Below are 25,347 nucleotides of genomic sequence, written 5' to 3' on the forward strand. Positions count from 1 at the left end.
AATAAAGTATTACGGCTCACAAGTAGCAATCGCTAAATAAAGTATACCCACATCATAAAAAGCTCATTTAAAAAATGTCATTAGTATCAGCATCTTGTAGTCAATATAGTACAACATAAGAAAATATTTAAAATTAATTGCAAAAATAGCTTGCCAACCCCTTCAAACTCTATATAATGACCAACCACTGAGACGCACTACCGAATCAGTTAACTGTCTACATGGTGTTTGAATTTAAATACTAATGGTGATAGAGTAACGAAATGGGGCTGTGGCGGAATTGGTAGACGCACCAGATTTAGGTTCTGGCGCCGTAAGGTGTGAGAGTTCGAGTCTCTCCAGCCCCACCATTATTCGATAGTGATTAGATTGTCTCAAACCTATATCAGACCTGCTCCCGAGCAGGTTTTTTTGTGTCTATAGTTTAGGTTTTAATCAATACTTCAACTTAATTAAGACTTCAAAGCACTTCGATAGATATATTAATAATAAATTCTGCCATACTAATAGCTATTGCAGACTATCTATTAAAAGCATAAAGCGCTTAGGTTAAAACAATGAATAAAAGTTTTTGGATATCAGTAGGTCTATTGGTAGCGCTAGCAGCTGGTCTTGTAGGGCTGCGCAGCTTTTTTAAACCTGCTACCTCAGAAAATACTAACTCAGCCAGTGTTAGTACCAATGTAGATACTAGTGCCGATACTAAGCTTATGATAAGTTTAGAAAGTTTTAGAGGCTTTCACCATGATGCAGAGATACTTTTGGAAAAGTTGACAATTTTAAAAACGGGGCTGGAAAATGCAATTATTACTAAAGATATCGGTCTATTAGGAAGTACTGTAAACAATACCTATAGAATCATGGATAATGTGAGCGTGAGTCGTCTGCCAACTATTGCACCTTTTAAAGTTTGTGATGAGGCGCTAGATACATTAGGTCTTTACGCTGTTGCCTCTAAAACGTATTATTCTGATACGGGTCAAATAAATATAGATCAGATAGATAAAATGAGAGCTACATTTAATACTCAGTTCAGTCGGTGTCAAAACATTGTTAATGACAAATCAGTTGAGGCGCTTTATCAAGATTATCAGTAATACTTTTAAATCCAACAACACCTCTTCCATATTTTTATAACGCTGTTCCGCGCGCTTCGCTAATGTCTTATTAATAATATTTTGATAACAACAATATTCTTTGGGTAGAGCCGAAATTGACCTTTGGCAATGCTCAATCGCCCAATCTTTTAGCGGCTCGTTACTTTGCGGTATGATTTTGAATGGTCGCTTACCAGTTAATATTTCATACATCATGACTCCAAAGGCATAGATATCACTTTGCTGCGTTGCACTCCGCCCTTGCCAAAGCTCTGGCGCACGATAAGCAGGCGTGCCAGCTGAGCGTACGTTGCTATTGTCATCAAGGCGCTGTGCCAATGCAAAATCAGTCAGTAATAATCTAGGCGCTGTACTACCATTATCAACACTATTTGATAAGAAATTATCTAGCAAAATATTACTTGGCTTGATATCGTTGTGTAGCCATCCTTCCCTATGTAAGTTGGTTATGAGGTGCGCAACTTCTATTATAAATTGCTGTTTTTGGTATACAGATAATAGCGGGCTTTCTTTATCTTTGAGCCAACGCGTCAAGCTACCATTCGGATAATAAGGCATAACTAGAATGGTAAGATGATGCTGATTCAAAACGCTTATTTTCAAGGTGTCATAAGCCAGTATGGGCGGCGTGATGGAGATTAAGTTTGCCGTATTATGTTGAGCTTGAGTTGATAATGATTCATCTAAGGTTTGCAAGACAGTGATTTCATGACCTAGGTCAGATGTACCTTGATTAAATATAGAAGAATTAGCATCATCAGTACCAGAAACTAATGACCATTTAATCATGACACTACCAAATTTCGGATGCTGCGCACACGTTAACCCTTGATAGCTGTAACTCTCTACCTGACTGCTTTGACTCATGCGCTGATGTGATATTTTATGATAGTGTACTGTTAGTAATGCCTCTGTTAATACGGGCAAAATTGTCAGCGCTTGGGCTTGTAAATCATGGGAGGTGTCTTTCATAATGACTACCGTGCAAGGAGATTGATGAAAATGTACTCAATTACTTGTAGTATAGTTATATTCCCTTTTTATTCGCCAACTACTACCTTACTGACCACTATAGAGCTGATATGATACCCTCTGCCCATTACGCCCTACCCGCCCCATTGCTAGATTTACTGAGTCAATATTTACAACAGCAAGTAACCCCAACGATTGAGATTAACCCTGAGCAGCTGGCCTATCGCTGGGTTGGTGGGCGTACCGGTCATTTAGAACCCTTAGCAGTCAATCTATTTTTGAGTTTAGACGACCTACATGGAATCGACACTCAAAAGTCAAAACTAGTACAAAACACACGACAGTTTCTAAAAGGATATCCTGCAAATCATGTGTTAATGACGGGTACGCGCGGCGCGGGCAAATCATCGCTGATACGAGCATTGCTTCAAGCCTATCATTCTGAGGGGTTGCGCATTATTGAAATTGCTCGTGATGACCTGCTCGTACTCGATAAAATTCGCGCCGCTATTAACGCCCTACCTGCTGACTGTCATTGTCGTTATGTAGTGTACTGTGATGACTTGGCATTTAATGGGCAAGATGAGAGCTATCGTACCCTAAAAAGCGTATTGGATGGATCATTGGATTCTGAGCAAGACAATCTACTAGTGTACGCTACTAGTAATCGCCGCCATCTATTGCCGCAGCTGATGAAAGATAATGTCAATATTTACAATGGTCAGACTGATGAGGTCAATCCTTATGAAGAGATTGATGAGACGGTATCATTATCCGATCGCTTTGGTTTATGGTTATCGTTTTATCCGATGAATCAAGAAACCTATTTGCAAATCGTTCAGCATTACTTAACCATTCAGCAAGGGCAAATTACGGAAAGTATTGTTAGCAATGATGAAGACGGGATTGACAATCATGAACTGGATGAAAAAACTAGAGCTGATGCATTGCGTTGGGCATCTGAGCGTGGCGGACGTTCGGGACGAGTAGCCTATCAGTTTAGTCGTTATTGGATAGGTCAGGCGCAATTAAAAGCTGCGGATAATGCACTTTAATAAATCGCTAAAGATTCATTCTAAAGCACTACTGTTTATTGCCGCGTGCAGAACCTAAGTATAGTACGCGGCTATCCGTTTGACCTTCTGCTGTTTCTTCCGCTACACCATTAACCAGATATTGCGCAAAATCTGCTGCCAGCCATAGGTTACCTTTATAAACACTTTTGGCATCTTGCCGAATGTGTCCCATATTTGGTGTGTTACTTTGTGGATTATCAAAGCTTTGATAACGGGCGCTAAAGTGAGTCAAGATTAAATTCTTAACGCCAATCTCTTGCGCAAACCTACCGACTTGTTGTGCGCTACTATGCATCGGATCAAAGTCCGGATTTTTAGCTTGGATTTTGGATAATACCTCAGCAGTATAAGTCGCTTCATGAACTAACAAATCAGCCTCTTTGACGGCATCTGCAAGCAAACTTGGCGTGTCATTGTCTCCAGCGATAATTACTCGGGTGCACAGTTCCTCACTATTGACATAATTCGCTGAGCGCAATTGCTGCCCGCTTTCTATATAGACATCCTTACCTTGTTGTAGCTTGCCCCATAACGCACTTGCAGGGATACCTTCTGCTACTAGTTTATCGGTGTTCAAGGTACGACGACTGATAGTCTGAGTGATACCAAAGCCATAAGATGGTACACGATGCGATAGCGGCGTAATGTCAATGGTAAGTTGTTGCTGCGTATCTAGAGTAATTGCGACCTTACCCGCTTGCTGAAACAATATATCCTCAATCGCCATAAAATGAACAGCAAATGGAAAATATAGTTCAGTGGTTAAAGTCACTGCATCCAGAAGTTTTGCAATTGCCTTTGGAGCAATAAGTGTTAGTGGTTCACGTCGTCCTGACATAGCCGCACTGGCTAATAAGCCTGGTAGTCCATAACAATGATCGCCATGTACGTGGGTAATGCAAATCGCTGTCAATTGATGCAGGGACAATTTGGTATGTAAAAGCTGCTGCTGAGTACCTTCGCCGCAATCAATCAGCAACCACGGGCGCGATTTGCGACTGTTTTGTTTAGACCCTGACGAATATGGATTAAGGCATTCAATTGCAAGCGCAGTTACATTACGTTGCTTGGTAGGCACCCCCGCCGATGTTCCTAAAAAAGTCAGTTGTAGCATAGTTTGTTATTCATCTTAGACATAAATAAGGGCACTCCATCTACGATAATTTGCATAATAGAGTTTTTCCACCTTCAACGATTTGTCCGCCGCTGGCAAAGCATTGATTGACCATACTCGATTCATGTGACTTCCAGCCCCCATAAAAGCTCGCAACACATAATAAAGCAACCAATATCTTTTGTGACCATGCTTTGATAGAAACTTGTTGCTGATTAATTTCTTGCGCTACCAAAGGGCCAGTAGCTTTAGCGCCAAGCTTATTAGGTTCTGTCATTGCCTTACCTTTTATATTATAAGTAATCTTTTATACATATTGTTTTATGCGTAATGAGTTATAAGATATCCTATCAAAAATAGCCAATGTTACTTAACATTAGCCATTTTTATTGCATATAAAACTTTAGGTTAACTATCAATATCTCTATTAAAACTGGATACGTCCACCTTTATGTTCCGCACGTTTGAAAGCGTCCCGTTCCTGACAGCGTTTCAGCCAATTTAATAAATTAGCATATCTTGCCTTGTCTAATCCTTCGCCTGTATTGGCAGCGACCACTGCAAAATGCATTTGAATATCAACAGCGCTAAAAGCTTCGCCTGCGAACCAATGGTTGTCCTGTAACTGTTGCTCCATCATGGTCAGCATTTTCGCTAGATTGTCATTAATCATTGTGTTTTCGACTTGCTTACGAATGCCTTTACTAATAGGTTTTATCAGCATTGGCGATTTTTCGACAACTTTAGTGAATACCAAACGCATGACCAATAAAGGCATTACTGATGCTTCGGCAAAATGCATCCAAAAGGTGTACGCATCCCACGCAGCATCATTATCATCAGCAGGCTTAAAGCGCTGTTCTGTATCATAATGCTTAATGAGATATTCAATAATGAAACCAGATTCAACCAACGCCTGATTGTCCACTTCTAATATAGGCGCATGACCCAGTGGATGTATTTTCTTTAAGCTGTCAGGTGCTAAGTACGCTTTATTACGCTTATAAGAAGTCAGCTTATAATCTACTCCCAGCTCTTCTAATAGCCACAAAATACGGAACGAACGCGAGTTTTCTAAGTGATGCAAATGTAACATAGGTTATCCTAATAATAAGTTATCATAAACGAGGTAAAAAGGCACTATTGTTAGTAATCATAGCGCACTTAACTCACCTTGAACACAGCACGCGCGCGCAACGGTTACGAAAAACAATGCCTGTCTGGTCAATCTTAATCCAGTCAAATTTTAATTAAATTTTCTTAATATCAATATAAATAGACCATCCCACAAAAGCGTTTTACTTAGAATGTAGTCGGTCAATTTTACGATTCATTTTATCTATTTTCTGTTGATAGCGTCTGATTCTACGAAAGCGATGCGCCAACAGTACCCCCTTAATACGCCGATTTTTTATACGGCGGCGTGGTGGAAAACTGTTAATTTGCAAATCATCATAGGCTTGTAGACGGTCGTCGCGCCTGCGAGCTATATAACTCAGCGCGCTGTCTAAAATCATAATTAATAACGCGGCAAATATCAGACCGTACATTAACAATGAGCCTGCCTCTTCGACATTTTGGTTCAAAATAGTAATTGAAAAAATGAATAGGAATACGGGTTCTAGATAGCACAATGTACCAAATAATGACACGGGCAATTTACTACTAGCAACCATTGTCAGCGACATCGCGGCCGTACTGACAATGCCTAGTAGCGGTAATAAATACCAAAGTTTACTCGCATGTAATGCCATGTTAAAGCCGCCACTATTATAAAGCATCACCAAAACAACCGGTAACAATAGCACCAAATCTGACAATAAACCTGTGATAGGGGGTACAGCCAATTTGCGCCGCAGCAGATAATAAGGGGGATAACCCAAACATACAAATAAAGTTGCCCACGATATCGACCCATATTGAAAAACATCGTAGCCAATACCGATGGCCGCGCACATAGTGGCAACCCACTGCAAAACACTCATCTCTTCACTATAAAAAAAGCGGCCGACCAGTATCATCACTAATGGATATAAAAAGTACCCTAAGGTCACATCAAGCCCTAAACTGTTAACGGGGCCCCACATGAATAGCCAAATTTGTCCACCCAAAATCGGTGTTGGTAATATAAATAGCAGCCATTCTTTTGGTGTTTTTAACGTTTTGAGATAATCGAAAGTGTGCTGCCATTGTTTTAAGATACTTATCAACAAAACAATGCTAATCAGCATCATGACTATTCGCCACGCCGCTACTTGCGTACCTGATAAGGGTTGTAAGAACAGGCCGAATAAGAACAGTAACGAAAATAAAAAATTCGCTATCACCGCAGCAGCAGTTCCCTGCACCGTTTGATTGCCAGTCGACATAACAATAGCCTTTAAAAAATAGTTTAGAAAAACAGACTTTAAAATAATTTCTTTACTAGTAATTTATAAGAAAAAACAAAAGCCTCAGACGATGACGTCGGAGGCTTTTTATTAAAACGCTGAAATAATATTAAGACAAATTATAGTAAATTATCTTCTTTAAATGGCTCAAAACATGGCCTGATAGACAGCTATCTGTCCTGTCTATCAGGCCATCAATTTAAATACTTATTCCGTATCGTCGCCTAATGCCTCGTCATCTAAACTATAGTCATTGGCAATATCAATAGTTTCAGAGATGTCAGACATATCGGTGCTACCAGTCGCTGCATCGATATCTATTTGTGCCTGACCATCTACCTCAAACGTGCCGTCCTCTCTCAATGCATCGATTAGAGCATTATCGTCTTCGTCATGCTCAACTCGCGCCATAGCAACGAGCTTTTCATCTTTTGACAGACGAATTAGGGTAACGCCTTGGGTATTACGACCTGCACTAGCGACGTGCTCAACGGGCGTGCGTACCAATGTACCTTTATCAGATATTAGGATAATATCATCTTCAGGCTCAACTTTAGTCGCTCGTACTAAAGCGCCATTACGCTCGCTGGTTTTGATGGCAATCACACCGCCACCGCCACGATGTTGGGTATTAAACTCGTTGATAAAGGTACGTTTGCCAAAGCCATTTTCACAAGCAATGAGGATTTCGCTAACATTCTCTTTGATAACGACCAACGACTTGATAGAATCGCCTTCAGCCAAGCGCATACCGCGCACGCCTTTGGCGGTACGACCCATTGAGCGGGCATCGTTTTCATCAAAGCGAATGGCTTTACCACTCGATGCAAACAGCATGACATCTTGCGTGCCATCGGTAATACGGGCACTAACTAACTTGTCGCCCTCTTCCAAACCAACCGCAATAAGACCGTTAGAACGGATAGTTGCAAACTGCTCAAGCTCAACCCGTTTAACAGTACCGTTGGCAGTAGCGAAGAATACAAAATGACCCGTCACCTCGTCTTTAGTTTGCGGAATTGGTAAAATAGTCGTGACTGATTCATCACCGGTAAGTCCGATCAGGTTCACTAATGGACGACCACGTGCACCGCGACTGGCTATCGGCACTTCAAAACCGCGTAAGCTAAACACACGACCGGTATCCGTGAAGCACAGTACCGTTGCATGCGTTGATGTCACAACCAAATGATCAATCACATCATCTTCTTTCATAGCGGTGGCAGACTTGCCTTTACCGCCACGCTTTTGTGCGACATAATCGTCGATTGGTTGGGTTTTGGCATAGCCGGTACGCGAAACGGTCATGACTACCGTTTGTTCTGGAATTAAATCTTCGCGGCTAAAGTCAGTACGTGAATCAACAATTTCAGTACGACGTTCATCGCCGAAGTTTTCACGAATCTCAATCATCTCATTAGAGATAATCGTCATCAACTTATCAAAATCACCAAGAATAGATTCTAAATGAGCGATTTCACGTAATAAATCTTGATATTCTTCTGTCAGTTTATCTTGCTCAAGACCCGTTAAACGATGTAATTGCATCTCTAAAATCGCGTTGACTTGATCGAGAGATAAACGATAACGCTGCTTAGCTTCATCATCATCTTTAATTAAGCCAAACGGTGCTTTTGGATCTTCGCCTTCAATGAAATCAGGACGTACGGATTGGCTACCTGCCGCTGTAAGCATTGCTTGTACGCTGCCTGAGCCCCACGTATTATTGAGCAGGTTTTCGCGGGCCATGGCGCGACTTGCAGACACTTTAATCTCTGCAATAATTTCATCAATATTCGCCAATGCAACAGTCAAACCTTCGAGCAAATGACCACGAACGCGCGCTTTATTCAACTCATAAATAGTACGACGGGTCACGACTTCTTGACGATGACGTACAAAAGCAGCAATCAGTTGACGCAAGGTCAATAATTTAGGTTGACCATTATCTAGCGCCACCATGTTAATACTGAAGCTAGACTCAAGTGGTGTTTGTAGAAACAGGTTATTGACGATAACTTCAGCGGTTTCACCGCGACGTAAATCGATAGCGATACGCATACCGTCTTTGTCAGACTCGTCGCGTATCTCACTAATACCTTCAATTTTCTTATCGCGAACCAATTCAGCAATACGCTCAATCATCTTAGCTTTGTTAGATTGATACGGTACTTCAGTGAACACAATACGCTCACGATCACGGTTAACACCCGTATCAGTCATTGGCTCAATATGATAACGACCACGAATATGCAGGCGACCTTTACCCGTACGATAAGCATCTTGGATACCAGCGCGACCGTAGATAATACCGCCGGTCGGGAAGTCAGGACCTGAGATATACGTCATCAGCTCCTCACCAGAGATTTGAGGATTCTCAGCATAGGCTAAGCAAGCATTGATAACTTCGGTCAAGTTATGCGGTGCCATATTGGTTGCCATACCGACCGCAATACCAGTTGCCCCATTGACCAATAAGTTCGGAACACGTGCCGGCATGACGCTTGGCATGCGCTCAGAACCATCGTAGTTGTCTTCCCAATCGACGGTATCTTTATCCAAGTCCGCCAGCATTTGGTGAGTCAACTTGGTCATACGCACTTCGGTATAACGCATCGCCGCCGGTGGATCATCATCAATCGAACCAAAGTTCCCTTGACCATCGACCATTGGATAACGCAAGCTAAAGTCCTGCGCCATGCGCACAATCGCATCATACACTGCACTATCGCCATGGGGATGGTATTTACCAATGACGTCACCGACGACACGTGCCGACTTCTTATAAGCCTTATTATAATCATTCGACAACACGTGCATGGCATACATCACACGGCGGTGTACTGGCTTGAATCCATCACGCACATCGGGCAGCGCGCGCGAGACAATCACGCTCATCGCGTAATCCAAATAGGATTGTTTTAATTCATCGACGATACCAATAGGACTGACCGATTCGCTCATATACATTCCTTCACTCACATTCACTCTCTAGAGGTTGCACTTTTACTGACGTTGATCATCAGCAGCTTTGATGGAGAGTTAAATAAGGTCGTTGTTGAAAACAACGGTCTGAGACACCGTTGACTTGTCAACTTTAAACCATAAAAAAAGCCATACAAATAGCGCAAAGGTAGAGAGAAATGGCGATAGTTTTAATGTTGAATAAAAGAAGCTATTTTAGCACAAATTTGCCCATCTAGGGGCTTTTGCACGTTATTAACAGTAGAGAAACCATGAGGTTTACGACTGGTATACGGTATAAAAATGTCCGTTTTGTTCTAATAACTTCCACATTGTGAATGATCGATTAGAAACCGCTTGCTGGAGTTTTTTTAGTAATAAGATAAAAGGGTTTTAGATATTTTTATAAGTATAGGGTAGATAAAATATTTCTATTCGCTACACTAAGCAATGTTTAAAATAGGCATTTAGTATGTGCCATTATATTATCACCCTTTAAAACATAGCTCTTTAATATTCAGACACTTACTATACAGCTACTTAATATATAGGCACTTCTTCTTATGGACATCGTTTTATCTATCATCTGGATTTTAGCAATGGTGCTTTACAGTTTTTCTAGCGATTATGCTGTCCAATTTCCCAATCATAACTATAGCGCCTTGCCCTTTGTACGTTGGGGCTCATTACTGATTGCCATGGGACTATCTGCCTATTTAGCTCAAGCGTATCAGGCTAATTTGCAAGGCACGGGTATTTGGGTGTTTATAGTCGTCGTATTTGTGATTATTACCTTGTCCAAGCTGATTTTTAAATGGGTTATCAATCGGCGACGTTAATGCCATACTACTTAGACAACCTCATTACTTTTACTTTAATAAAGACAGCGTAAATGCTTATGCAAACTGACAATGATAATAAAGACAACCAAGCACAAAAACTAATAGAAACTAAAGAGACACGTACTGACCGTAGCTTTGATGCTATTGCTGATCATTTTGAAAAAAAAGTCTATGGCGGCTTAAAAGGAGATATTCGATTAGCAGTATTACGGCGTGATATTTTCGAATATACTGAACAGATGACAGAGGCACTTGGCCGTCCGCTACGTATTTTGGATGTGGGTGCAGGATTGGCACAAATAGCAATTGAGCTGGCAGCGCGGGGACATGCAGTAGTAGTTAATGACATCTCAGCCAATATGTTGGATAAAGCAAAAGCAAGTGTAGAGGATGCTGATACTCTTGGTAATCTGACATGGTATGTTTGTCCGTATCAAGAACTTGCAGGTAGGTTGGCGGCTAACAATTCAGCTGATAGTACGGAAATTTTTGATTTAATACTGTGTCATGCGTTACTTGAATGGCTGGCAGAACCGGCAGATATTATGGACTTTTTTGACAGTCAGCTCACTGAAAATGGTGCGCTGTCACTGTGTTTTTATAACCCAGCAAGCTTTGATTATCGTAACCTGATTATGGGTAATTTTAATTTACTCGATAACACGAATTATAAAGCTGATAACAAAAAAAGCTTGACCCCGAATCATCCGGTCGCCAAGCAAGAAGTCGAGTCATGGTTACAACAGCATCATTATCAAACCGTACTCACTAGTGGTCTACGCGTATTCCATGATTATGCGCCGCTCAAACGAGGCGGTCATAACGACCCTGAAGCTGTTATTCGGATGGAGTTACGCTACTCTCGGCAAGAACCTTATAAATGGTTAGGACGTTACTTGCACATATTGGCGACTCGTCAAATCTAATATAACTAAGCACTTTAATAACGGCTTATGACATATCGTATTCTGACCACGTGGTAGCGTTGACATTTTTTTCGTCGAAGACCACCACATGTTTTAGCATCGGTAGTATGCCAATACGCGAACCTACTTCATGGTTATGGTGGCTGGACACCAAGGCCAATACCGTCTGTCCGTCGTCTAATTGCAGGCGATATAGATAATTTGCCCCACGAAATACACGCCCAACCACCAACGCTGTCTGCGTACTGTCATCATCATGAATGATGTCATCAGGGCGGACTAGCACCTTAATCAGTGTCCCATTGGGATAGTCATACTCGCAGTACTGCGGCTGCCCAGCCTCATCATAGCATTCCATACGCCGATAAATGTCACCAAGCGCGGTCTCAACATGCCCCGCTTCAATAATGCCATCAATCATCGCCCCTTCACCGACGAACTCAGCGACAAACGGACTGACGGGCTCATGATATAACTCAGTTGGGGTTGCCCATTGTACCAGCTTGCCTTGATGCATGACGCCCACTTTATCTGCTAATGCAAAGGCTTCATTTTGGTCATGAGTCACTAAAATTGCTGTGGTATTGGTACGTTTAAGAATATCTCGTACGCTCATGGCAAGCGATTCACGCAATACCACATCGAGGTTAGAGAATGGCTCATCAAGTAGCAATAATTTAGGTTTTGGTGCTAAGGCGCGCGCGAGAGCCACCCGCTGCTGTTGACCACCTGAAAGCTCAGACGGGCGCTTATCCGCATGTTCAGACAATTCAACCAGACTTAACATCTCGGCTACCCGCGCTTTTTTATCCGCTGCTGACCATTTATTCAAACCAAAGGCGATGTTTTTAGCAACGCTTAAATGCCCAAACAGCGCATAGTCCTGAAACACCATGCCCATACCACGTTTAGCCGGAGAAACCGCATAGGATTTGCGCTTAGTCTGCTCAGTCAAACATTGCTCATTTAGACTAACAATACCAAAGCGTGTGGGTTCTAACCCTGCAATTGCTCGTAGGGCTGTAGTTTTTCCGCAGCCGCTATAGCCCAGAAAACAGCCAATTTCACCCTGTTGTAAAGTTAAGGACAGCCCATCCACCACCGTTGTATCGTCGTATCCTACAACCAAATCTTGCACACTAAAATAGGGTTTATCAGTAATTGCAGGATTGAAATATCCTGTATGGTTTTTATCTTGTTTAGAGGTCTTACTATCTTGAGCTTGCATGCTCTCCGCCTGCCAATTTTGTGCTTGGCCGTCTTGTAACCGCTTTTTTTGAGCATTCGGTGCTAATAATATTGACGCTGAAGACGCTTTTTTATTGCTAAGCCGAGCTTTGGTCTTGGCTGCCTTGGCGTCTGGGTGGTCGGTCGAGTCGTTCATAAAGTCAGTATACATAACAGTACCAGTAAGCGATTAATGAGTAGAACGATAAACATGAAGTAATGAATCTATTTTATTATCTGCCTAATGTAGGTTGAATAAGTGCTATAACATAGAGTTTCAATAGACATGATATTTTAGCAGATATGGCTAGCCAGTTTTGTCGCTTTGACGCAGCAATATCCAGACCGGAATCAGGCCGACCAGTACAATGAGTAAGCTTGGTAAGGCGGCTCTTGCCCACATGCCTTCACTGGTCATCTCAAACACGCGTACTGCCAGCGTATCCCAACCTTGCCGACGTGTCATTAAAGTAATAGGCATCTCTTTCATGACTTCAACAAAGCCCATTAATAAAGCAGTTAATACGCCTGGGCTAAGCACTGGTAACACCACTTGTCGCCAGCGCTGAAAGGGGCTATCACTGAGCAACTTGGCTGCGGCCTCTTGATTAATAGTCAAGCGTTGTAATTGGCGATCAACAGGCTGAAAGCTAACGGTCATAAAGCGGGTTGATAATGCCAGCAGCATGACAATGACACTACCTGACAAGACTTGATGTGAGGTAATGCCAAAAGCAATCAGTTGATTGTCTAGCCATGCAATCGGTATAAATACGCCAACAGCCAACACTGTCCCCGGCACGACATAGCCTAAATTGGCTAAAGTGGTCATCAATTTAGTCGATTTATCCGGATACTGCCGTTTAACCCATGCAATGATAACGGCTAGAACGGCGATAAATAACGTTGTCATACTAGCAAGCAGCAGACTATTGGTAACAAAACCAATATAGCGCGCATCAAAATCTTGCTGAAAATTCATCGCTGTCCAATACACCAGCTGTAAGAACGGCACTAAAAAGGCAATAAAAAACACCACGGTACATAGTAACGTCATCGCGTACTTAGCCGGTATACTGGTCTCAAAGCGACGACTATTTCCTTGCGTCACTGCATTGCCACGCTTGGCTTGCCAATACTGCTCAAATAATACAACGATAAACACTACGCCAATAAGTAAGGCAGCCAACTGTGCGGCAGTGGTTAAACTAAAAAAGCCAAACCACGCTTTATAAATAGCCGTGGTAAAGGTATCTACATTAAATACAGACACAGCCCCAAAGTCAGCGAGGGTTTCCATCGCAGCAAGTAAGAGTCCACCAATAACCCAAGGTAACGCTTGCGGTAACGCCAAACGAAAAAACACTCGACTGCGGCTTAGTCCCAGCATTTGACCCGCCTCAATAGCGCGCCTACCCTGTGATAAAAAAGCTTGGCGCGCCAGTAAATACACGTAAGGATAAAATGCCAGCGACAGTACAATACCGGCACCCCATACATTGCGCACCGAGGGAATAGCGGTACTGATACCAAAATCACGCAGCCCTGTCTGCAGTGGCCCACTAAAATCAACAATGCCTATCGTGACAAAGGCAAAAACATAAGCTGGGATTGCTAGTGGTAACATCAGCGCCCACGCAAAAAACCGCTGTCCAGGAAAACGATACATACTAGTCACCCACGCAAGCGCAGTGCCTATAGTGCCAGAGATTACTGTCACCATCAGTAATAATATTGCCGTATTTTTGAGCACTTGCGGCAGTATATATTCACGCATGTGCGTCCAAATATCTGCCACCGGCTGTGTCCATGACAACAGCACAATTAAAATTGGGACGAGCATAAACAACGAAATCAGTCCTAAGACTGATTTCGAGATAATCCGTTTGCCGACCGTATGGTCTTGACTAGCAACACGGGCTTTTTTGACCGTATCGCTTTGACGATTAGACGCTTTTGGCATGGTCATCATAGATTTAATGTCATCATAAAATTATTACCATATCAGACGCATAAAAAAATCGTATTATATTGTATGTATCAAAGCAGTGTTTAGACTGGCTGTGTTTAGCTAAGCATATTTGGCTAAGAGACAGTTGGCGAATTATTTGTAGCCCGCTTTATCCATTAATTGAATAGACTGCGTCTGTAAAGCACCAAACTTTTGAACGCTGATAGTATCTTGTTTGAACGGACCCCAAGATCTGAGTAAATCCGACTCATCGATACCTTCTTTGACAGGATATTCTTTATCAGAGCTGGCATATAAACCTTGTGCTTTATCAGACGATAACCATTCCATCAATTTAAGCGCGCCATCTGGATTGTCTGAGTTTGCAATGACCCCAGCTCCTGAAATATTCACATGGGTACCGGTAGTGTCTTGGTTCGCCCAAAATATTTTTACTGGGAAATTAGGTTTTTCATCAAGCAGGCGACCGTAATAATAGCTATTAGAAACACCGACTTCACACTGACCAGCAGCAATGGCTTCTAACATGCTGGTATCGTCACTAAACACGTCCGTTGCTAAATTATCCACCCAGCCGCGAATAACTTGTTCCGTTTTTTCTACGCCTAAGTTTTCCATCATACTGGCAACTAGTGACTGATTATAAACCGCTTTCGATGAGCGCAGGCATAGCTTACCTTTCCATTTTGGATCGGCTAAATCGGCATAGGTTGATAGCTGGGCAGCATCAACTTTGCTTGGGTCATAAAATATAGTACGCGCGCGTAGAGACAGACCTGTCCACAAGCCTTTAGGATCACGGTACTTAGCAGGAACGTTAGCCTCTAAAATAGGAGAAGATACGGGTTGCAACAAGCCTTGCTCCGCCGCTTGCCATAAGTTGCCGGCATCAACTGTTAATAGCATATCTGCTGGCGTATTCTTACCTTCAGCATCTAGACGCGCCATTAGTGGACCCGTTTTATCCGTGACCAGCTCAATCTTCACACCGGTTTCTTCGGTATATTGATCTAATAATGGCTTAATTAACTGCTCATTACGTGAAGAGTAAATGGTCACCACTTGATCACTGTTGGCCGTTGCAGTGCTATTGGTCGCAGCATCTTGACCCGCGACTGGGGCGGTAGTTTCTACTGGCGCATCGGTATCGGCTCCTTGCTCAGGCGTTTCCGCTTTATTACAACCAACCAAACCTAACATCAAGCTAAAGACCGCAACAGATAAGGTGGCCTTTACAGGACGAGTAAAAGAGGGCAATGCTGTAACGGCATTCAACGGCATGGTTTTCTCCATAAATGGGGCAATAAGTAGATGAGGTAGGATTATTTAATCAACTGCTAATAGATAAGAAAAACTTAAAAAACGTTAATCACAAAATGATAAAAACTGAAAGCAACATACTAATACAAATGAGATTAGTTATCAATACATTTGTATTAGCTTATGATTACACTGTCATGCTATTAAGAGATAACCTAGAATGAACTGTGCAGCAGCCAATGTCCCAAAACCACATTTACCGCCGCTTCAGTACGTAAAACTCGCGTGCCTATGTTCACCGCTTGACAGCCTTGCGCAGCAAATAGCTCAATCTCATAATCAATCCAACCGCCTTCCGCCCCAATACAAACCACACTAGGTAACGCAGTCTCTAGTGTATTTACAGCTGGGTTTTCCTTCACAGAGTAACCGTCAGCTGTAGCTAACTCTGGCTGCTCGTTTAACGATGAAACTGACGGTAAAGAAAGCTGGCGTAAATATGCCAATAATGATTGCTCACTATAAGGATGGGCGACGATGGCATGATGAGTAATCAAACTTGCCAGCTCATCTTCAACAAAAGGCTTAAAACGTTTTTGCAAACTGATACCTGGCGCGATCGTATCGATGCCTTGTTGTAGGCCTTCTAAGACGAACTCATCTAAACGCGCTAATAAGGGACTTTGCCAGTAACTTTTTTGAGTACGATAACTATTGATCAGAATAATATCGCGCACGCCAAGCGCGGTCATATCCATAATTAAGCGCCGCAATACTTTGGGGCGTGGCAAGGCCAAAATTACCGTCACATCAAGTTTAGCAGGTGGTAGTTTATCTAACTGTACATCACGCAGTTGGATACTATCAGCTGTCATTTTATCAATAACTGCGCTGCCCAAATTACCACCAAGCTCACCAATTTTTAAGGTATCGCCAACTTTTGCGCCCAATACTTTATTGATATGTTCAATTTGGCTGATGGCGCTAATCTTTGCAAAAGGTCGTGAAAAATGATCAGCAGGTAATAAAATACAATTCATAAAGTCAATTACTTACTGTGAAAGGCTATCTTAAGGTAAAGGGCTATTATTAATAAAGCTTGGTAATAGAATTTATTGGTTACTATTAGCAAACTGCGCAATGACCTCTTCAATCATCATGAGCTGACGCGTCAGTACGGTTTGCTGTTGCTCGGCTAATTCTGCGCCTGCCTGCCCTGCTTGGTTAGCAAGAGGCAGATGACTTAGCCAAAATTGCAATTGGTTATAAATAAGAGCGTTATCGTTAGCATCAACACTCGCATTAACACCACCATCAACACCAGCAGCTTGCGCAATAAGCTCAGCTTTATCGTGCTCGGCAAACGGCTTAACGGTAGCGATAGGACGATAAAAATCGTTATGCGGTTGATATAATGCGCCAACGCCAGCAAGCTTGTCCACCACAGTTTGGCATGACTGGGTATAGCGTCCCATCAAGATAGGTGTCGCCACGCTTGCCGGTTCAACCGGATTATGACCGCCAATATCCGTTAGAGAACCACCGACCAATGCCACATCAGCCAGCGCAAACCAAGTCATCAGCTCGCCCATACTATCAGCCAGATAAACCTGCGTCTGCGCGGTGACGTTCTCCTTACTACTACGCCGCGCCATATTTAATCCTAATTTTTTAATTAAAACTGCGACTTCATCAAAGCGTTCAGGATGTCTTGGCACGATAATTAATAAGGTATCGCTAAGCTCAGGTATGGCTAATAATTGCTGCTGCAATGACAATACTATATCTTCCTCACCGCTATGGGTACTGGCAGCGACCCAAATAGGGCGCTTCAAATGACGTAACTCAATATCGGTAGGTTGTTCGTTGAGCGCTTGTTGATTAAGAATAATAGCGTTTTTTTCTGCTGTATCTTGGTCTTTTTTTTGCTTTAAATTATCGTCATTACTATGAGTTATTTTAGGTGCATTAATTACCCATTTAAGCGAGCCAGTCACCTGAACTTGCGAACTATGAGCACCCAATTGTTGAAAACGCTCAGCTGATTCATCGTCTTGAGCAATAATTAACGTTAGGTTTTGCATCATACTGGCACTGACTGCGCTAATTTTTTGATAACGGTTAAAAGACGCTGCTGATAACCGACCATTGACTAAGATGCTGGGAATATTCTGCTGGGCAAGCACTGTTAAGGTATTTGCCCACAGCTCAGTTTCGACAAACATAGCAGCGACCGGTTGCACATGCGCTAAGAAAGTCTTAATAACTGCTGGGGTATCGACTGGCACGTAACTGTGACTCATGCGCTCTTGAACAATAGCCTCTGCAAAACGGCTAGCACCACGGGTAAAACCAGTTTGCGTAGTGTTGGTCAGCCAAATCTGATACTCCTGTTGTAGTAATTTATCCAGCAATGGCGCAATCGTATTGGTTTCACCCAGTGACACCGCATGACACCAAATTATTTTGCGATTGGCTTTAGCTTGAGTCACTGGGCGCGGCGGATAATGCTTACCAAAGCGCTGCGCGACCTCTTGCTGATAGTTATCACGCTTATGTGAGCGCCGCCATACTTGCAGGCGATACAAAGGCTTTAATAAGCTAATAATTAGGCGGTAATACCAAGGTGGGTTACTGACTGGGCGTCTAGTTACTGGTGTAGAATTTATTTCCATAAGATGACTGTTCAGCTATTTTGTATATATATGAGACTTATTTATATGAGGCTTAGGATTTAACAGCTCAAATTCAAAGATAAGTTTTGCACCATTTAATGAGAAATTATTATTAAAAATTGCTATAAGAAAAACAAGATTAATAAGGAAACCATAATCAAAGGTCAGATGACTACACAAAAATAATTAATAATACAGCCGCAACTATTACTGCCGCAATTAAAAGCTGATAGCGCTTAAAGCTATGTTCTTCTTGCTCTCGCGTGGTAATTAACATCTGCGCTTGCTGCCACTGCGCTACAAGGCTTTCTGCCTCGAGATGTCCATTCTTAGCCGCTTGTTCAAGCCATTGTTTACCAGTCTCAATATCTTGCGTCACGCCTACCCCTTGATAATACATTTTACTTAGCAAACGCTGGGCGCGGCTATCCTTAGTACTAGCGGCTTGTTTGACCCAATCAACGCCCGCCTCTTTACTGGCGGCTTTATCTTCTAAATTATTTATTGACAAGCCTTCACCTAATAACTCATACATCGCCAATCGCAGCATCGCGGCAGTATTACCAGCCATTGCAGATTTATTTAGTAAAACAAGGGCTTGCTCGCGTGACGCTTGGTGCTTATGTGAAAACATCACTTGGGCGCGTGCTTTATGCTGCTTAGCAATATGGCGTTCAAACTGGTCAAGAATTTTACGTGCTTGCCTATAGTCCTCATTGCCCGCTGTTTGTACCAGTTCAATCTCATCCAATTCGGTGAGAAGTTGAGTAAATATTTCAGGTGTTGGGGCTATTTGAATGGCTGGTTTTGGTGGCGCTGGCTGAGTTTGGATTGGCGTTGGCTGAATATTATCAGGCACTGTTATTAAATTTTTTGTTAAAATGGGTGTCGGTGCTACTTTAGTTATTGAAACTGGTGACGATGATGTTGATGCAACAGATATCTGTTGTGCTGTGTTAACGATGGGCTGGCTGGCACGTGGGCTTTTATTTATTAGTGTGTCATCTATTAAGCTATTATTCGCTGAAAACTCAGTGTTGACATTATTATTGGCTTTATTGGATGTGAAATTAGGTAACAAAGCACTAACTGCCTGATATAAGCCGCTGGCAACTTGTCCCCCTTGTAGTGCCTGAAACTGCCGGTCAATATGACCAAATAAGCGCATTCCTATCGGTTCTAAAGCAAAGAATAACGGCACGGCTACCTTGTCACTCACTTCAGCCTTTATGCCTTCATTCTGGGTAGCAGCAGCTTTATACAGTACCGCCATATGTCGATAAAAGTCATCAGTTATCAAGGGTAATTCAGGATATCGCGCACGCAACTCAAATTGACCATACCAATGGGGCATATTTTGCCACTGTTTTGCCAATACCTGTCCTGCATAAAAGGCTAGAAATATCAGCAAATTACGATAGCGCTCATCCGCTAACAACTTGTCTTCATGCCAGATATTAGCCTTAATCATATCTCGACGCATCTGCAAAATCAGCGTATCAAGCCGTTGCAAGCTCAGTAATGACTTATCTAACTGACAATTATGCAAAGCCGCCTCATAGGCAATACCGCCCGCAATAGGACGATTAGTTAAGAAGTCTTGCCAGTAGCCTTCTGCGACATAATCGAGTGGCGTTTTGGGTAAAGAGGTTGCAGACATAACCGGCATAAGGCAAGCCTATCCTTTTATTAAATAAGTGAGCAGCGATCGATTATAATATTGAGTGTTCAGTATTGTCAGTAATTAAAGCGCTCAGCCGTTACCTTAACCCAAAATCCAAATCGCTACAATAAAGGACTAAACAGACGCACGACATTATCAAATAAACGCTCATAATCCCGGCGCTGCTCCCATTCATCTAATCCCATAAAACGACAGCTTTGTAAATACGATTCCTGACAATCAGCAACTTGCGCGACCATCTCTGGCGTATAAATAGCCAAAGTTACCTCCATATTCAAATAAAAGCTGCGCATATCAATATTGACCGTGCCGAACAGACAGTAATCATCATCAATAACGACTGTTTTAGCATGCAGTAGTCCTCCTTTGAATAACGCAATGGTCACCCCCGCCTCTAATAGCTCCTGATAATACGCTTGTGAGGCATGCTGGACTAAAAACGAATCGACCTTTTCGGGAATAATCAACGTCACGTCAACCCCGCGTTTGGCTGCGGTTACTAGCGCCCCTGATAGGGCTTCATCCGGAACAAAATAGGGGGTGGTAATTTGAATTCGATTATTGGCGCGGTGAATAACGGTTACCAAAGTATTATAAATTACATGCGCCGTCACTTGAGGCGCTGAGGGAATCAGCTGTGCCACCACTCCGTCTACTACAGGCATTTTCGGAATGACAATGGATGTCGCTCCCGTAATCGGCTGCTCAATATAATCTACCGCATTATTTAGTACCTGTATCCGACTGTTCATATCATTAATGGTTGGATGTCGTACGTACAGCTTACGCGTATAACTGTTTACTCGCTTATGTAACTCATCTAAATTGTCGCTATTCTCAGCGCCAATATCAGTGATTACTACCTTAGCCATCGCCGTTGCAATACTGACCTCGTTCTCACTGACACTACGTATCGCCATATCAATCCACTGACCGATCCCTATATCCTGCTTAAAAAACTTTGGATCAACCAAGTTAAAACTACCGATATAGCCAATGTGCTCATCAACAACCACAATCTTACGGTGATTACGCAGATCTGAGCGCTTAAATAACGTCTTAAACAATCCTACTGGTAGCGATTGATGCACAAAAACACCCGCACGCTCTAACTCCCGATGTTCTGCACTATTAAAGAAACTAAAACTACCAACGCTATCGATAAGAATATGACATTCTATCCCGCGCTGACCAGCTGCCACTAGTGCTTCTATAACATCTAGCACCTGCCCTTTAGGATAAATGATATAAAATTCCATCAAAATCGTACGTTGAGCCGCCTCAATATCCTCAATCAAACGCTCAAATATAGCCTCAGAATGAGTCAATAGCTGCATCTGGTGACCAGCAAAGACACCAAAACCCGTCCAACGCGTACCAATTTTACTAACACCGCGGTAGTGCTCGGGCAGCAACTCTTGGCCTTTATTAAACACCAAACGCTCACGCTCTGCCATCTCATTCATGAGCAGCCGTGCCTGATCCATCCGCTGACGATAGCGACTACCGATCATCGGCTCGCCGACCAGAACATAGGTGATCAGTCCAAACACAGGCAACGTATACAAAATTGCTATCCATGCAATGGCCACACCAATATTGCGCTGTACGGAGACAATACGCAAAGTCATCACGACCATTAGGATAATATGCAGTATCCAACCAAACCCTGCAAAATCAGTCCATGACCACGATGCAATGTGCTGCTCAGTACTTAAAGCGTTTATATTCACATTCATAACCACATGACTCGTATAAGTAAAACCAACTACATTGAACCACAAGCCCTAAAATGCTCATAGTATAGTGGCTTTTATCAGTCATACAATAGGCAACTATGTACTCAGGCCTCGTTCCCTATTCTATGCATTTTTCGTCTAATAACGACTATTTTAGGCAAAATGCAAAATAATATTTGACAGGTAGGTAGAAATGTATATACTACACACCCACAGCAAGTGGCTTTAATGAGCTTTTAGCTGTAGAAAAATTAATTGGAATATGACAGTTTTAATTAATTTAGAAAATGTTATTTAAGACATTTTCTCAAGGGTGATTAGCTCAGTTGGTAGAGCGTCTGCCTTACACGCAGAATGTCGGCGGTTCGAGCCCGTCATCACCCACCACTCTTTTAGCGAAGTGGGCTCCTTGATAAGAGCAAGACGCTAAAAACGACCTAAGCAGCGGTAGTTCAGTTGGTTAGAATACCGGCCTGTCACGCCGGGGGTCGCGGGTTCGAGTCCCGTCCGCTGCGCCATATTTAGTAAAAAGCTAAAACGTATTTAAGCTCTCGAGTTTATGCAAGTTTCGCCTCAAACATAACTTTGTTTGGGGTTTTTTTGTGTCTGTTTATTTTTCTTAATCACTCATAAATAGAATAATGACCACCAATATTTCGAGCAAGGTTTTGGTAAGTTCGAAGTGTCTAGCGGTATCTCTTCTGTTTAAAGTAGGCTAAATAAAATCTTTAGTAGGTATGATAAGACCAAAAAAGGTACGATGTTATTATACTGTAGACAAGGAAGCCTTATCATGACTCACAACACGAATACTCCTTCACATAACGAACAACGGCCTAAAACCTCTATTCAACGTAGGAAATATTATACCAAATCAACAATAGCGCTACCTTTGGTTAAGTCAGCAGTGGTTGGCATAACGATGACCGCTATATTTGCCAGCTCCGGCTGTGCGACCAGCTCACTGTTAGAAAATGACAAATATGTCAGTACTAAGAGTGTCACACAGACATTATCTACGGATCAAATCGTTGCATTTGGGCGTCCTGTACAATCTTTACCTAATATGCCAAACGCGACGATGGTCATCGTCGGTAATAAAAACAGCTATGTTTTGACCCAAGGTGGGACAGAAATGGTAAGTTTATTAACCACTCTAACACCAAAGAATATCCAAGTTCAGAATGATATGACGTTTGATTTGCCTAATAATGATGGTTATTTTCAAGGTGAGATGAAGCTGTCTTATGCCAAATTAAAAGATGAGTTTAAGCGTACTGATTATCAGTTTTTTCTACAAAATGGCGGCCAAGATTGTACTACTGCTAGCGATACGCGCATATCCGCTCAGCGCTTTTGCTTTACAGTACCGGTTAAAGGTGCAATTTATCCGCCAGTTAATAATTTAAGCCTTATCCAGTCGAAATATCGTACGCTAAGTAAGCCATATACGGTAAGCTTTCATACTCAGGTGCAGCAAAATGAAGTCTCGCGCAGTGGCAAAAGTGGTGTAGAAAAGCTAGTCTTACTGCCGTTTGCACTCGCATTTGACGTGATTACTTTTCCATTTCAATTGCTTGATAGTGTGTCAAACTAAAACCATAGCCATTTAAAACAGCGATTTTTTAAAGTAGTAGTTATTTAAAGCAGCGACTTGTTAAAGCGATAGCTACACTTACAAAAAAGCACCCTATGACTGGGTGCTTTTTTATTATGGAATTTTAGATTCGTTATTTAATGACAGTTGCTGCCAATAATCGCTATCAAAAAACGGCGTTGCCCAGAGATTTCACCATGAGGCTAATGACGAAGCGCTACGCTGAGTAATAAAACCATCTGGCGTTTGCCCATTGGCCCCTTGCCAGCGCTGGAATGCATTGCGCGTATTGGTACCAGCAATACCGTCAGTCCCTTTAGTATCATAACCGGCACTGGTCAAACGCTGCTGTAAGTTACGCACTTGAGAGGTAGATAATGGACGCTCATAGCGCGGCCATGACTGTTGCAATCCGCTTTGACCAGCGATAGCTTTACCCAATAAACTCACGCCTAACGCATAGTTTGACGAGTTATTATAGACTTTAATAACGTCAAAGTTTTTACTCAGTAACAGTGCAGGCCCATCTTTACCAGCAGGCAGCCATAGCTCAAAAACCTTTCCAGAATCTAGGTAGCTGTTATCAATGCTGCTCACACCCATCGAGCGCCACTGGGCAAAAGACTGTTTAGTATTGACAGTAGAGTAATTAAATGACGAAGGTAAAGTGACCTCATAAAAAGGTGCTAAGCCGCGTACCCAACCAGAGTTACTCAAATAATTGGCAGTAGAGGCCAGCGCATCAGCGGTTGACCAAGGATTTTTATGACCGTTACCATCACCATCTACCCCTTCTTGTAGCCAAGTAGTGGGGATAAACTGCGTCTGTCCCATGCCGCCCGCCCAAGAGCCTTCTAGCTGTGACCACGACACATCACCGCGTTGTAGCAGCGTCATTAATGATAATAACTGGCTTTCGGCAAACGCTTGGCGACGACCATCATAGGCGAGACTTGCCAGCGCACTTGGCAGATGGCTATTACCAGTCACCGCACCATAAGACGACTCCATACCCCAAATTGCAGCAATTATCTCTGCATTAACGCCATATTGCGACTCTAAACCTGATAGATACGAGCGCTGTTCTGCAAACTTACTTTTACCAGTATTTACCCGCCCAGCCGACACCGCAGAATCTGCATAGTCCCAAGGCATCTTTGAAAATTCTGGCTGACCTGAATCTAAAGAGATAACTTGTTGATTCAAATAAGCTGATTCCAGCAAGCGTTGGACGTCATAGCTATTATACCCTGAGGCAATCGCACGCTTCGAGAAGTCCGACTTCCAGTCTGTAAAGCTACTATAGCTTGGCTGCGGTGTCGGTTGAGGCTTTACCACCTTATTCGGCTGGACGATGACAGGCGCAGGCTTAATAATGGTTTGACTTTCAGTAATTTGGACATTGCCTTGACGAACTGGTTTGCTCGTCTGTGTTTGGCTGACACAACTGGCTAAGAACAATATAGGGAATAGCGCAAGATATTGCTTTTTTGACATCATAAAAGTCTCTAGTAACGATAATAACTGAAAAAATAAATCAAATTTGGAACAAGTTGAAGAATACGGACGTGCTATTTATCACAGGATAGTTTTGCAATCCCTAAAACCACTCGACTAACAAAAGATTTACTCGAACAACAAATGAAGTTACTTTAGCAATAATTGGTAATAAAGTCGATGGTAAGTACAGCGCTTATTATTTGCCAGATATAAGTAATCCATAAAACCACACTAATAAATGTTATTAGTATGGTTTTATGGATTAGACTCATTTTGAATACTAATATTTTT

19 protein-coding genes and 3 tRNA genes are annotated in these 25,347 nt (G+C 42.4%); 8 read left to right on the forward strand and 14 right to left on the reverse strand.

What is annotated here, in order from left to right:
• Positions 1–265: 265 nt before the first annotated feature.
• Both ES754_RS04830 and ES754_RS04835 read left to right on the forward strand, forming a co-directional pair.
• Positions 266–350 (forward strand) — tRNA-Leu (locus ES754_RS04830).
• Between the two features lie 207 nt (positions 351–557).
• Positions 558–1,097, forward strand: a complete 540-nt coding sequence (locus ES754_RS04835) for a hypothetical protein (RefSeq protein WP_147222554.1) — start codon at positions 558–560, stop codon at positions 1,095–1,097.
• On the opposite strand, the gene ES754_RS04840 is transcribed toward ES754_RS04835, so the two are convergent.
• Complete coding sequence (locus ES754_RS04840; protein ID WP_147222556.1) at positions 1,065–2,090, reverse strand: serine/threonine-protein kinase; 1,026 nt, start codon at positions 2,088–2,090, stop codon at positions 1,065–1,067. The genes ES754_RS04835 and ES754_RS04840 overlap by 33 nt on opposite strands.
• A 110-nt stretch (positions 2,091–2,200) precedes the next feature.
• On the opposite strand from ES754_RS04840, the gene ES754_RS04845 reads away from it, so the two are divergent.
• Positions 2,201–3,145 (forward strand): ATP-binding protein, encoded by a 945-nt coding sequence (locus ES754_RS04845; protein WP_147222558.1) that lies wholly within the window; start codon positions 2,201–2,203, stop codon positions 3,143–3,145.
• Positions 3,146–3,173: 28 nt separating this feature from the next.
• Here the strand turns inward: ES754_RS04845 and ES754_RS04850 are convergent, their stop codons facing one another.
• The 5 genes from ES754_RS04850 to gyrA form a co-directional block, all read right to left on the reverse strand.
• A complete protein-coding gene (locus ES754_RS04850; protein WP_147222560.1) occupies positions 3,174–4,280 on the reverse strand; it encodes a ribonuclease Z in 1,107 nt (368 codons plus the stop codon).
• Positions 4,281–4,320: 40 nt separating this feature from the next.
• Entirely contained in the window at positions 4,321–4,557 is a 237-nt protein-coding gene (locus ES754_RS04855; protein WP_227677679.1) for a hypothetical protein, read from the reverse strand.
• A gap of 150 nt (positions 4,558–4,707) precedes the next feature.
• Positions 4,708–5,376 carry a glutathione S-transferase gene (locus ES754_RS04860; RefSeq protein ID WP_147222562.1) on the reverse strand — a complete coding sequence of 223 codons (669 nt, stop codon included), beginning with the start codon at positions 5,374–5,376 and terminating at the stop codon, positions 4,708–4,710.
• Positions 5,377–5,578: 202 nt separating this feature from the next.
• Complete coding sequence (gene rarD / locus ES754_RS04865) at positions 5,579–6,649, reverse strand: EamA family transporter RarD (RefSeq protein ID WP_147222564.1); 1,071 nt, start codon at positions 6,647–6,649, stop codon at positions 5,579–5,581.
• Between the two features lie 228 nt (positions 6,650–6,877).
• Positions 6,878–9,640 carry a DNA gyrase subunit A gene (gene gyrA, locus ES754_RS04870; protein ID WP_227677965.1) on the reverse strand — a complete coding sequence of 921 codons (2,763 nt, stop codon included), beginning with the start codon at positions 9,638–9,640 and terminating at the stop codon, positions 6,878–6,880.
• A 557-nt stretch (positions 9,641–10,197) separates the two neighbouring features.
• Between gyrA and ES754_RS04875 the strand changes: the two genes are divergently transcribed.
• The gene (locus tag ES754_RS04875) at positions 10,198–10,473 is read left to right on the forward strand and encodes a hypothetical protein (RefSeq protein WP_147222568.1); all 276 of its coding nucleotides are present in this window, start codon (positions 10,198–10,200) and stop codon (positions 10,471–10,473) included.
• 59 nt (positions 10,474–10,532) lie between these two features.
• Positions 10,533–11,402: a methyltransferase domain-containing protein gene (locus tag ES754_RS04880; protein WP_147223303.1), complete on the forward strand. Its 870-nt coding sequence runs from the start codon at positions 10,533–10,535 to the stop codon at positions 11,400–11,402.
• A 25-nt stretch (positions 11,403–11,427) separates the two neighbouring features.
• Here the strand turns inward: ES754_RS04880 and ES754_RS04885 are convergent, their stop codons facing one another.
• The 7 genes from ES754_RS04885 to ES754_RS04915 form a co-directional block, all read right to left on the reverse strand.
• A complete protein-coding gene (locus ES754_RS04885) occupies positions 11,428–12,786 on the reverse strand; it encodes an ABC transporter ATP-binding protein (RefSeq protein WP_420825325.1) in 1,359 nt (452 codons plus the stop codon).
• 150 nt (positions 12,787–12,936) lie between these two features.
• The gene (locus ES754_RS04890; RefSeq protein ID WP_147222570.1) at positions 12,937–14,601 is read right to left on the reverse strand and encodes an ABC transporter permease; all 1,665 of its coding nucleotides are present in this window, start codon (positions 14,599–14,601) and stop codon (positions 12,937–12,939) included.
• 132 nt (positions 14,602–14,733) lie between these two features.
• A complete protein-coding gene (locus tag ES754_RS04895) occupies positions 14,734–15,882 on the reverse strand; it encodes an extracellular solute-binding protein (protein WP_147222572.1) in 1,149 nt (382 codons plus the stop codon).
• A 194-nt stretch (positions 15,883–16,076) separates the two neighbouring features.
• Positions 16,077–16,901, reverse strand: coding sequence for a 16S rRNA (uracil(1498)-N(3))-methyltransferase (locus ES754_RS04900; protein WP_147222574.1), 825 nt, complete (start codon positions 16,899–16,901; stop codon positions 16,077–16,079).
• 72 nt (positions 16,902–16,973) lie between these two features.
• Entirely contained in the window at positions 16,974–18,536 is a 1,563-nt protein-coding gene (locus ES754_RS04905; protein ID WP_147222575.1) for a 3-deoxy-D-manno-octulosonic acid transferase, read from the reverse strand.
• A 172-nt stretch (positions 18,537–18,708) separates the two neighbouring features.
• Positions 18,709–20,205 carry a sel1 repeat family protein gene (locus ES754_RS04910; RefSeq protein WP_227677678.1) on the reverse strand — a complete coding sequence of 499 codons (1,497 nt, stop codon included), beginning with the start codon at positions 20,203–20,205 and terminating at the stop codon, positions 18,709–18,711.
• 116 nt (positions 20,206–20,321) lie between these two features.
• Positions 20,322–21,959 (reverse strand): cardiolipin synthase, encoded by a 1,638-nt coding sequence (locus ES754_RS04915; protein WP_147222577.1) that lies wholly within the window; start codon positions 21,957–21,959, stop codon positions 20,322–20,324.
• Between the two features lie 311 nt (positions 21,960–22,270).
• Here ES754_RS04915 and ES754_RS04920 point away from each other — a divergent pair.
• The 3 genes from ES754_RS04920 (at position 22,271) to ES754_RS04930 (ending at position 23,556) form a co-directional block, all read left to right on the forward strand.
• Positions 22,271–22,346, forward strand: a tRNA-Val gene (locus tag ES754_RS04920).
• Positions 22,347–22,400: 54 nt separating this feature from the next.
• Positions 22,401–22,477 (forward strand) — tRNA-Asp (locus ES754_RS04925).
• Between the two features lie 275 nt (positions 22,478–22,752).
• Positions 22,753–23,556: a YidX family protein gene (locus ES754_RS04930; protein WP_227677676.1), complete on the forward strand. Its 804-nt coding sequence runs from the start codon at positions 22,753–22,755 to the stop codon at positions 23,554–23,556.
• Positions 23,557–23,748: 192 nt separating this feature from the next.
• On the opposite strand, the gene ES754_RS04935 is transcribed toward ES754_RS04930, so the two are convergent.
• Complete coding sequence (locus tag ES754_RS04935; RefSeq protein WP_147222579.1) at positions 23,749–25,056, reverse strand: lytic murein transglycosylase; 1,308 nt, start codon at positions 25,054–25,056, stop codon at positions 23,749–23,751.
• Positions 25,057–25,347 lie beyond the last annotated feature (291 nt).

It is taken from the genome of Psychrobacter frigidicola, assembly GCF_007997305.1.
Lineage (GTDB): Bacteria > Pseudomonadota > Gammaproteobacteria > Pseudomonadales > Moraxellaceae > Psychrobacter > Psychrobacter frigidicola.

What these genes read in the sequence shown, in the direction of transcription:
- ES754_RS04835 (WP_147222554.1), top strand. Translation starts at nt 558, where the DNA reads ATGAATAAAAGTTTTTGGATATCAGTAGGTCTATTGGTAGCGCTAGCA.
- ES754_RS04840 (WP_147222556.1), bottom strand. Translation starts at nt 2,090, where the DNA reads ATGAAAGACACCTCCCATGATTTACAAGCCCAAGCGCTGACAATTTTG.
- ES754_RS04845 (WP_147222558.1), top strand. Translation starts at nt 2,201, where the DNA reads ATGATACCCTCTGCCCATTACGCCCTACCCGCCCCATTGCTAGATTTA.
- ES754_RS04850 (WP_147222560.1), bottom strand. Translation starts at nt 4,280, where the DNA reads ATGCTACAACTGACTTTTTTAGGAACATCGGCGGGGGTGCCTACCAAG.
- ES754_RS04855 (WP_227677679.1), bottom strand. Translation starts at nt 4,557, where the DNA reads ATGACAGAACCTAATAAGCTTGGCGCTAAAGCTACTGGCCCTTTGGTA.
- ES754_RS04860 (WP_147222562.1), bottom strand. Translation starts at nt 5,376, where the DNA reads ATGTTACATTTGCATCACTTAGAAAACTCGCGTTCGTTCCGTATTTTG.
- rarD (WP_147222564.1), bottom strand. Translation starts at nt 6,649, where the DNA reads ATGTCGACTGGCAATCAAACGGTGCAGGGAACTGCTGCTGCGGTGATA.
- gyrA (WP_227677965.1), bottom strand. Translation starts at nt 9,640, where the DNA reads ATGTATATGAGCGAATCGGTCAGTCCTATTGGTATCGTCGATGAATTA.
- ES754_RS04875 (WP_147222568.1), top strand. Translation starts at nt 10,198, where the DNA reads ATGGACATCGTTTTATCTATCATCTGGATTTTAGCAATGGTGCTTTAC.
- ES754_RS04880 (WP_147223303.1), top strand. Translation starts at nt 10,533, where the DNA reads ATGCAAACTGACAATGATAATAAAGACAACCAAGCACAAAAACTAATA.
- ES754_RS04885 (WP_420825325.1), bottom strand. Translation starts at nt 12,786, where the DNA reads ATGAACGACTCGACCGACCACCCAGACGCCAAGGCAGCCAAGACCAAA.
- ES754_RS04890 (WP_147222570.1), bottom strand. Translation starts at nt 14,601, where the DNA reads ATGATGACCATGCCAAAAGCGTCTAATCGTCAAAGCGATACGGTCAAA.
- ES754_RS04895 (WP_147222572.1), bottom strand. Translation starts at nt 15,882, where the DNA reads ATGCCGTTGAATGCCGTTACAGCATTGCCCTCTTTTACTCGTCCTGTA.
- ES754_RS04900 (WP_147222574.1), bottom strand. Translation starts at nt 16,901, where the DNA reads ATGAATTGTATTTTATTACCTGCTGATCATTTTTCACGACCTTTTGCA.
- ES754_RS04905 (WP_147222575.1), bottom strand. Translation starts at nt 18,536, where the DNA reads ATGGAAATAAATTCTACACCAGTAACTAGACGCCCAGTCAGTAACCCA.
- ES754_RS04910 (WP_227677678.1), bottom strand. Translation starts at nt 20,205, where the DNA reads ATGCCGGTTATGTCTGCAACCTCTTTACCCAAAACGCCACTCGATTAT.
- ES754_RS04915 (WP_147222577.1), bottom strand. Translation starts at nt 21,959, where the DNA reads ATGAATGTGAATATAAACGCTTTAAGTACTGAGCAGCACATTGCATCG.
- ES754_RS04930 (WP_227677676.1), top strand. Translation starts at nt 22,753, where the DNA reads ATGACTCACAACACGAATACTCCTTCACATAACGAACAACGGCCTAAA.
- ES754_RS04935 (WP_147222579.1), bottom strand. Translation starts at nt 25,056, where the DNA reads ATGATGTCAAAAAAGCAATATCTTGCGCTATTCCCTATATTGTTCTTA.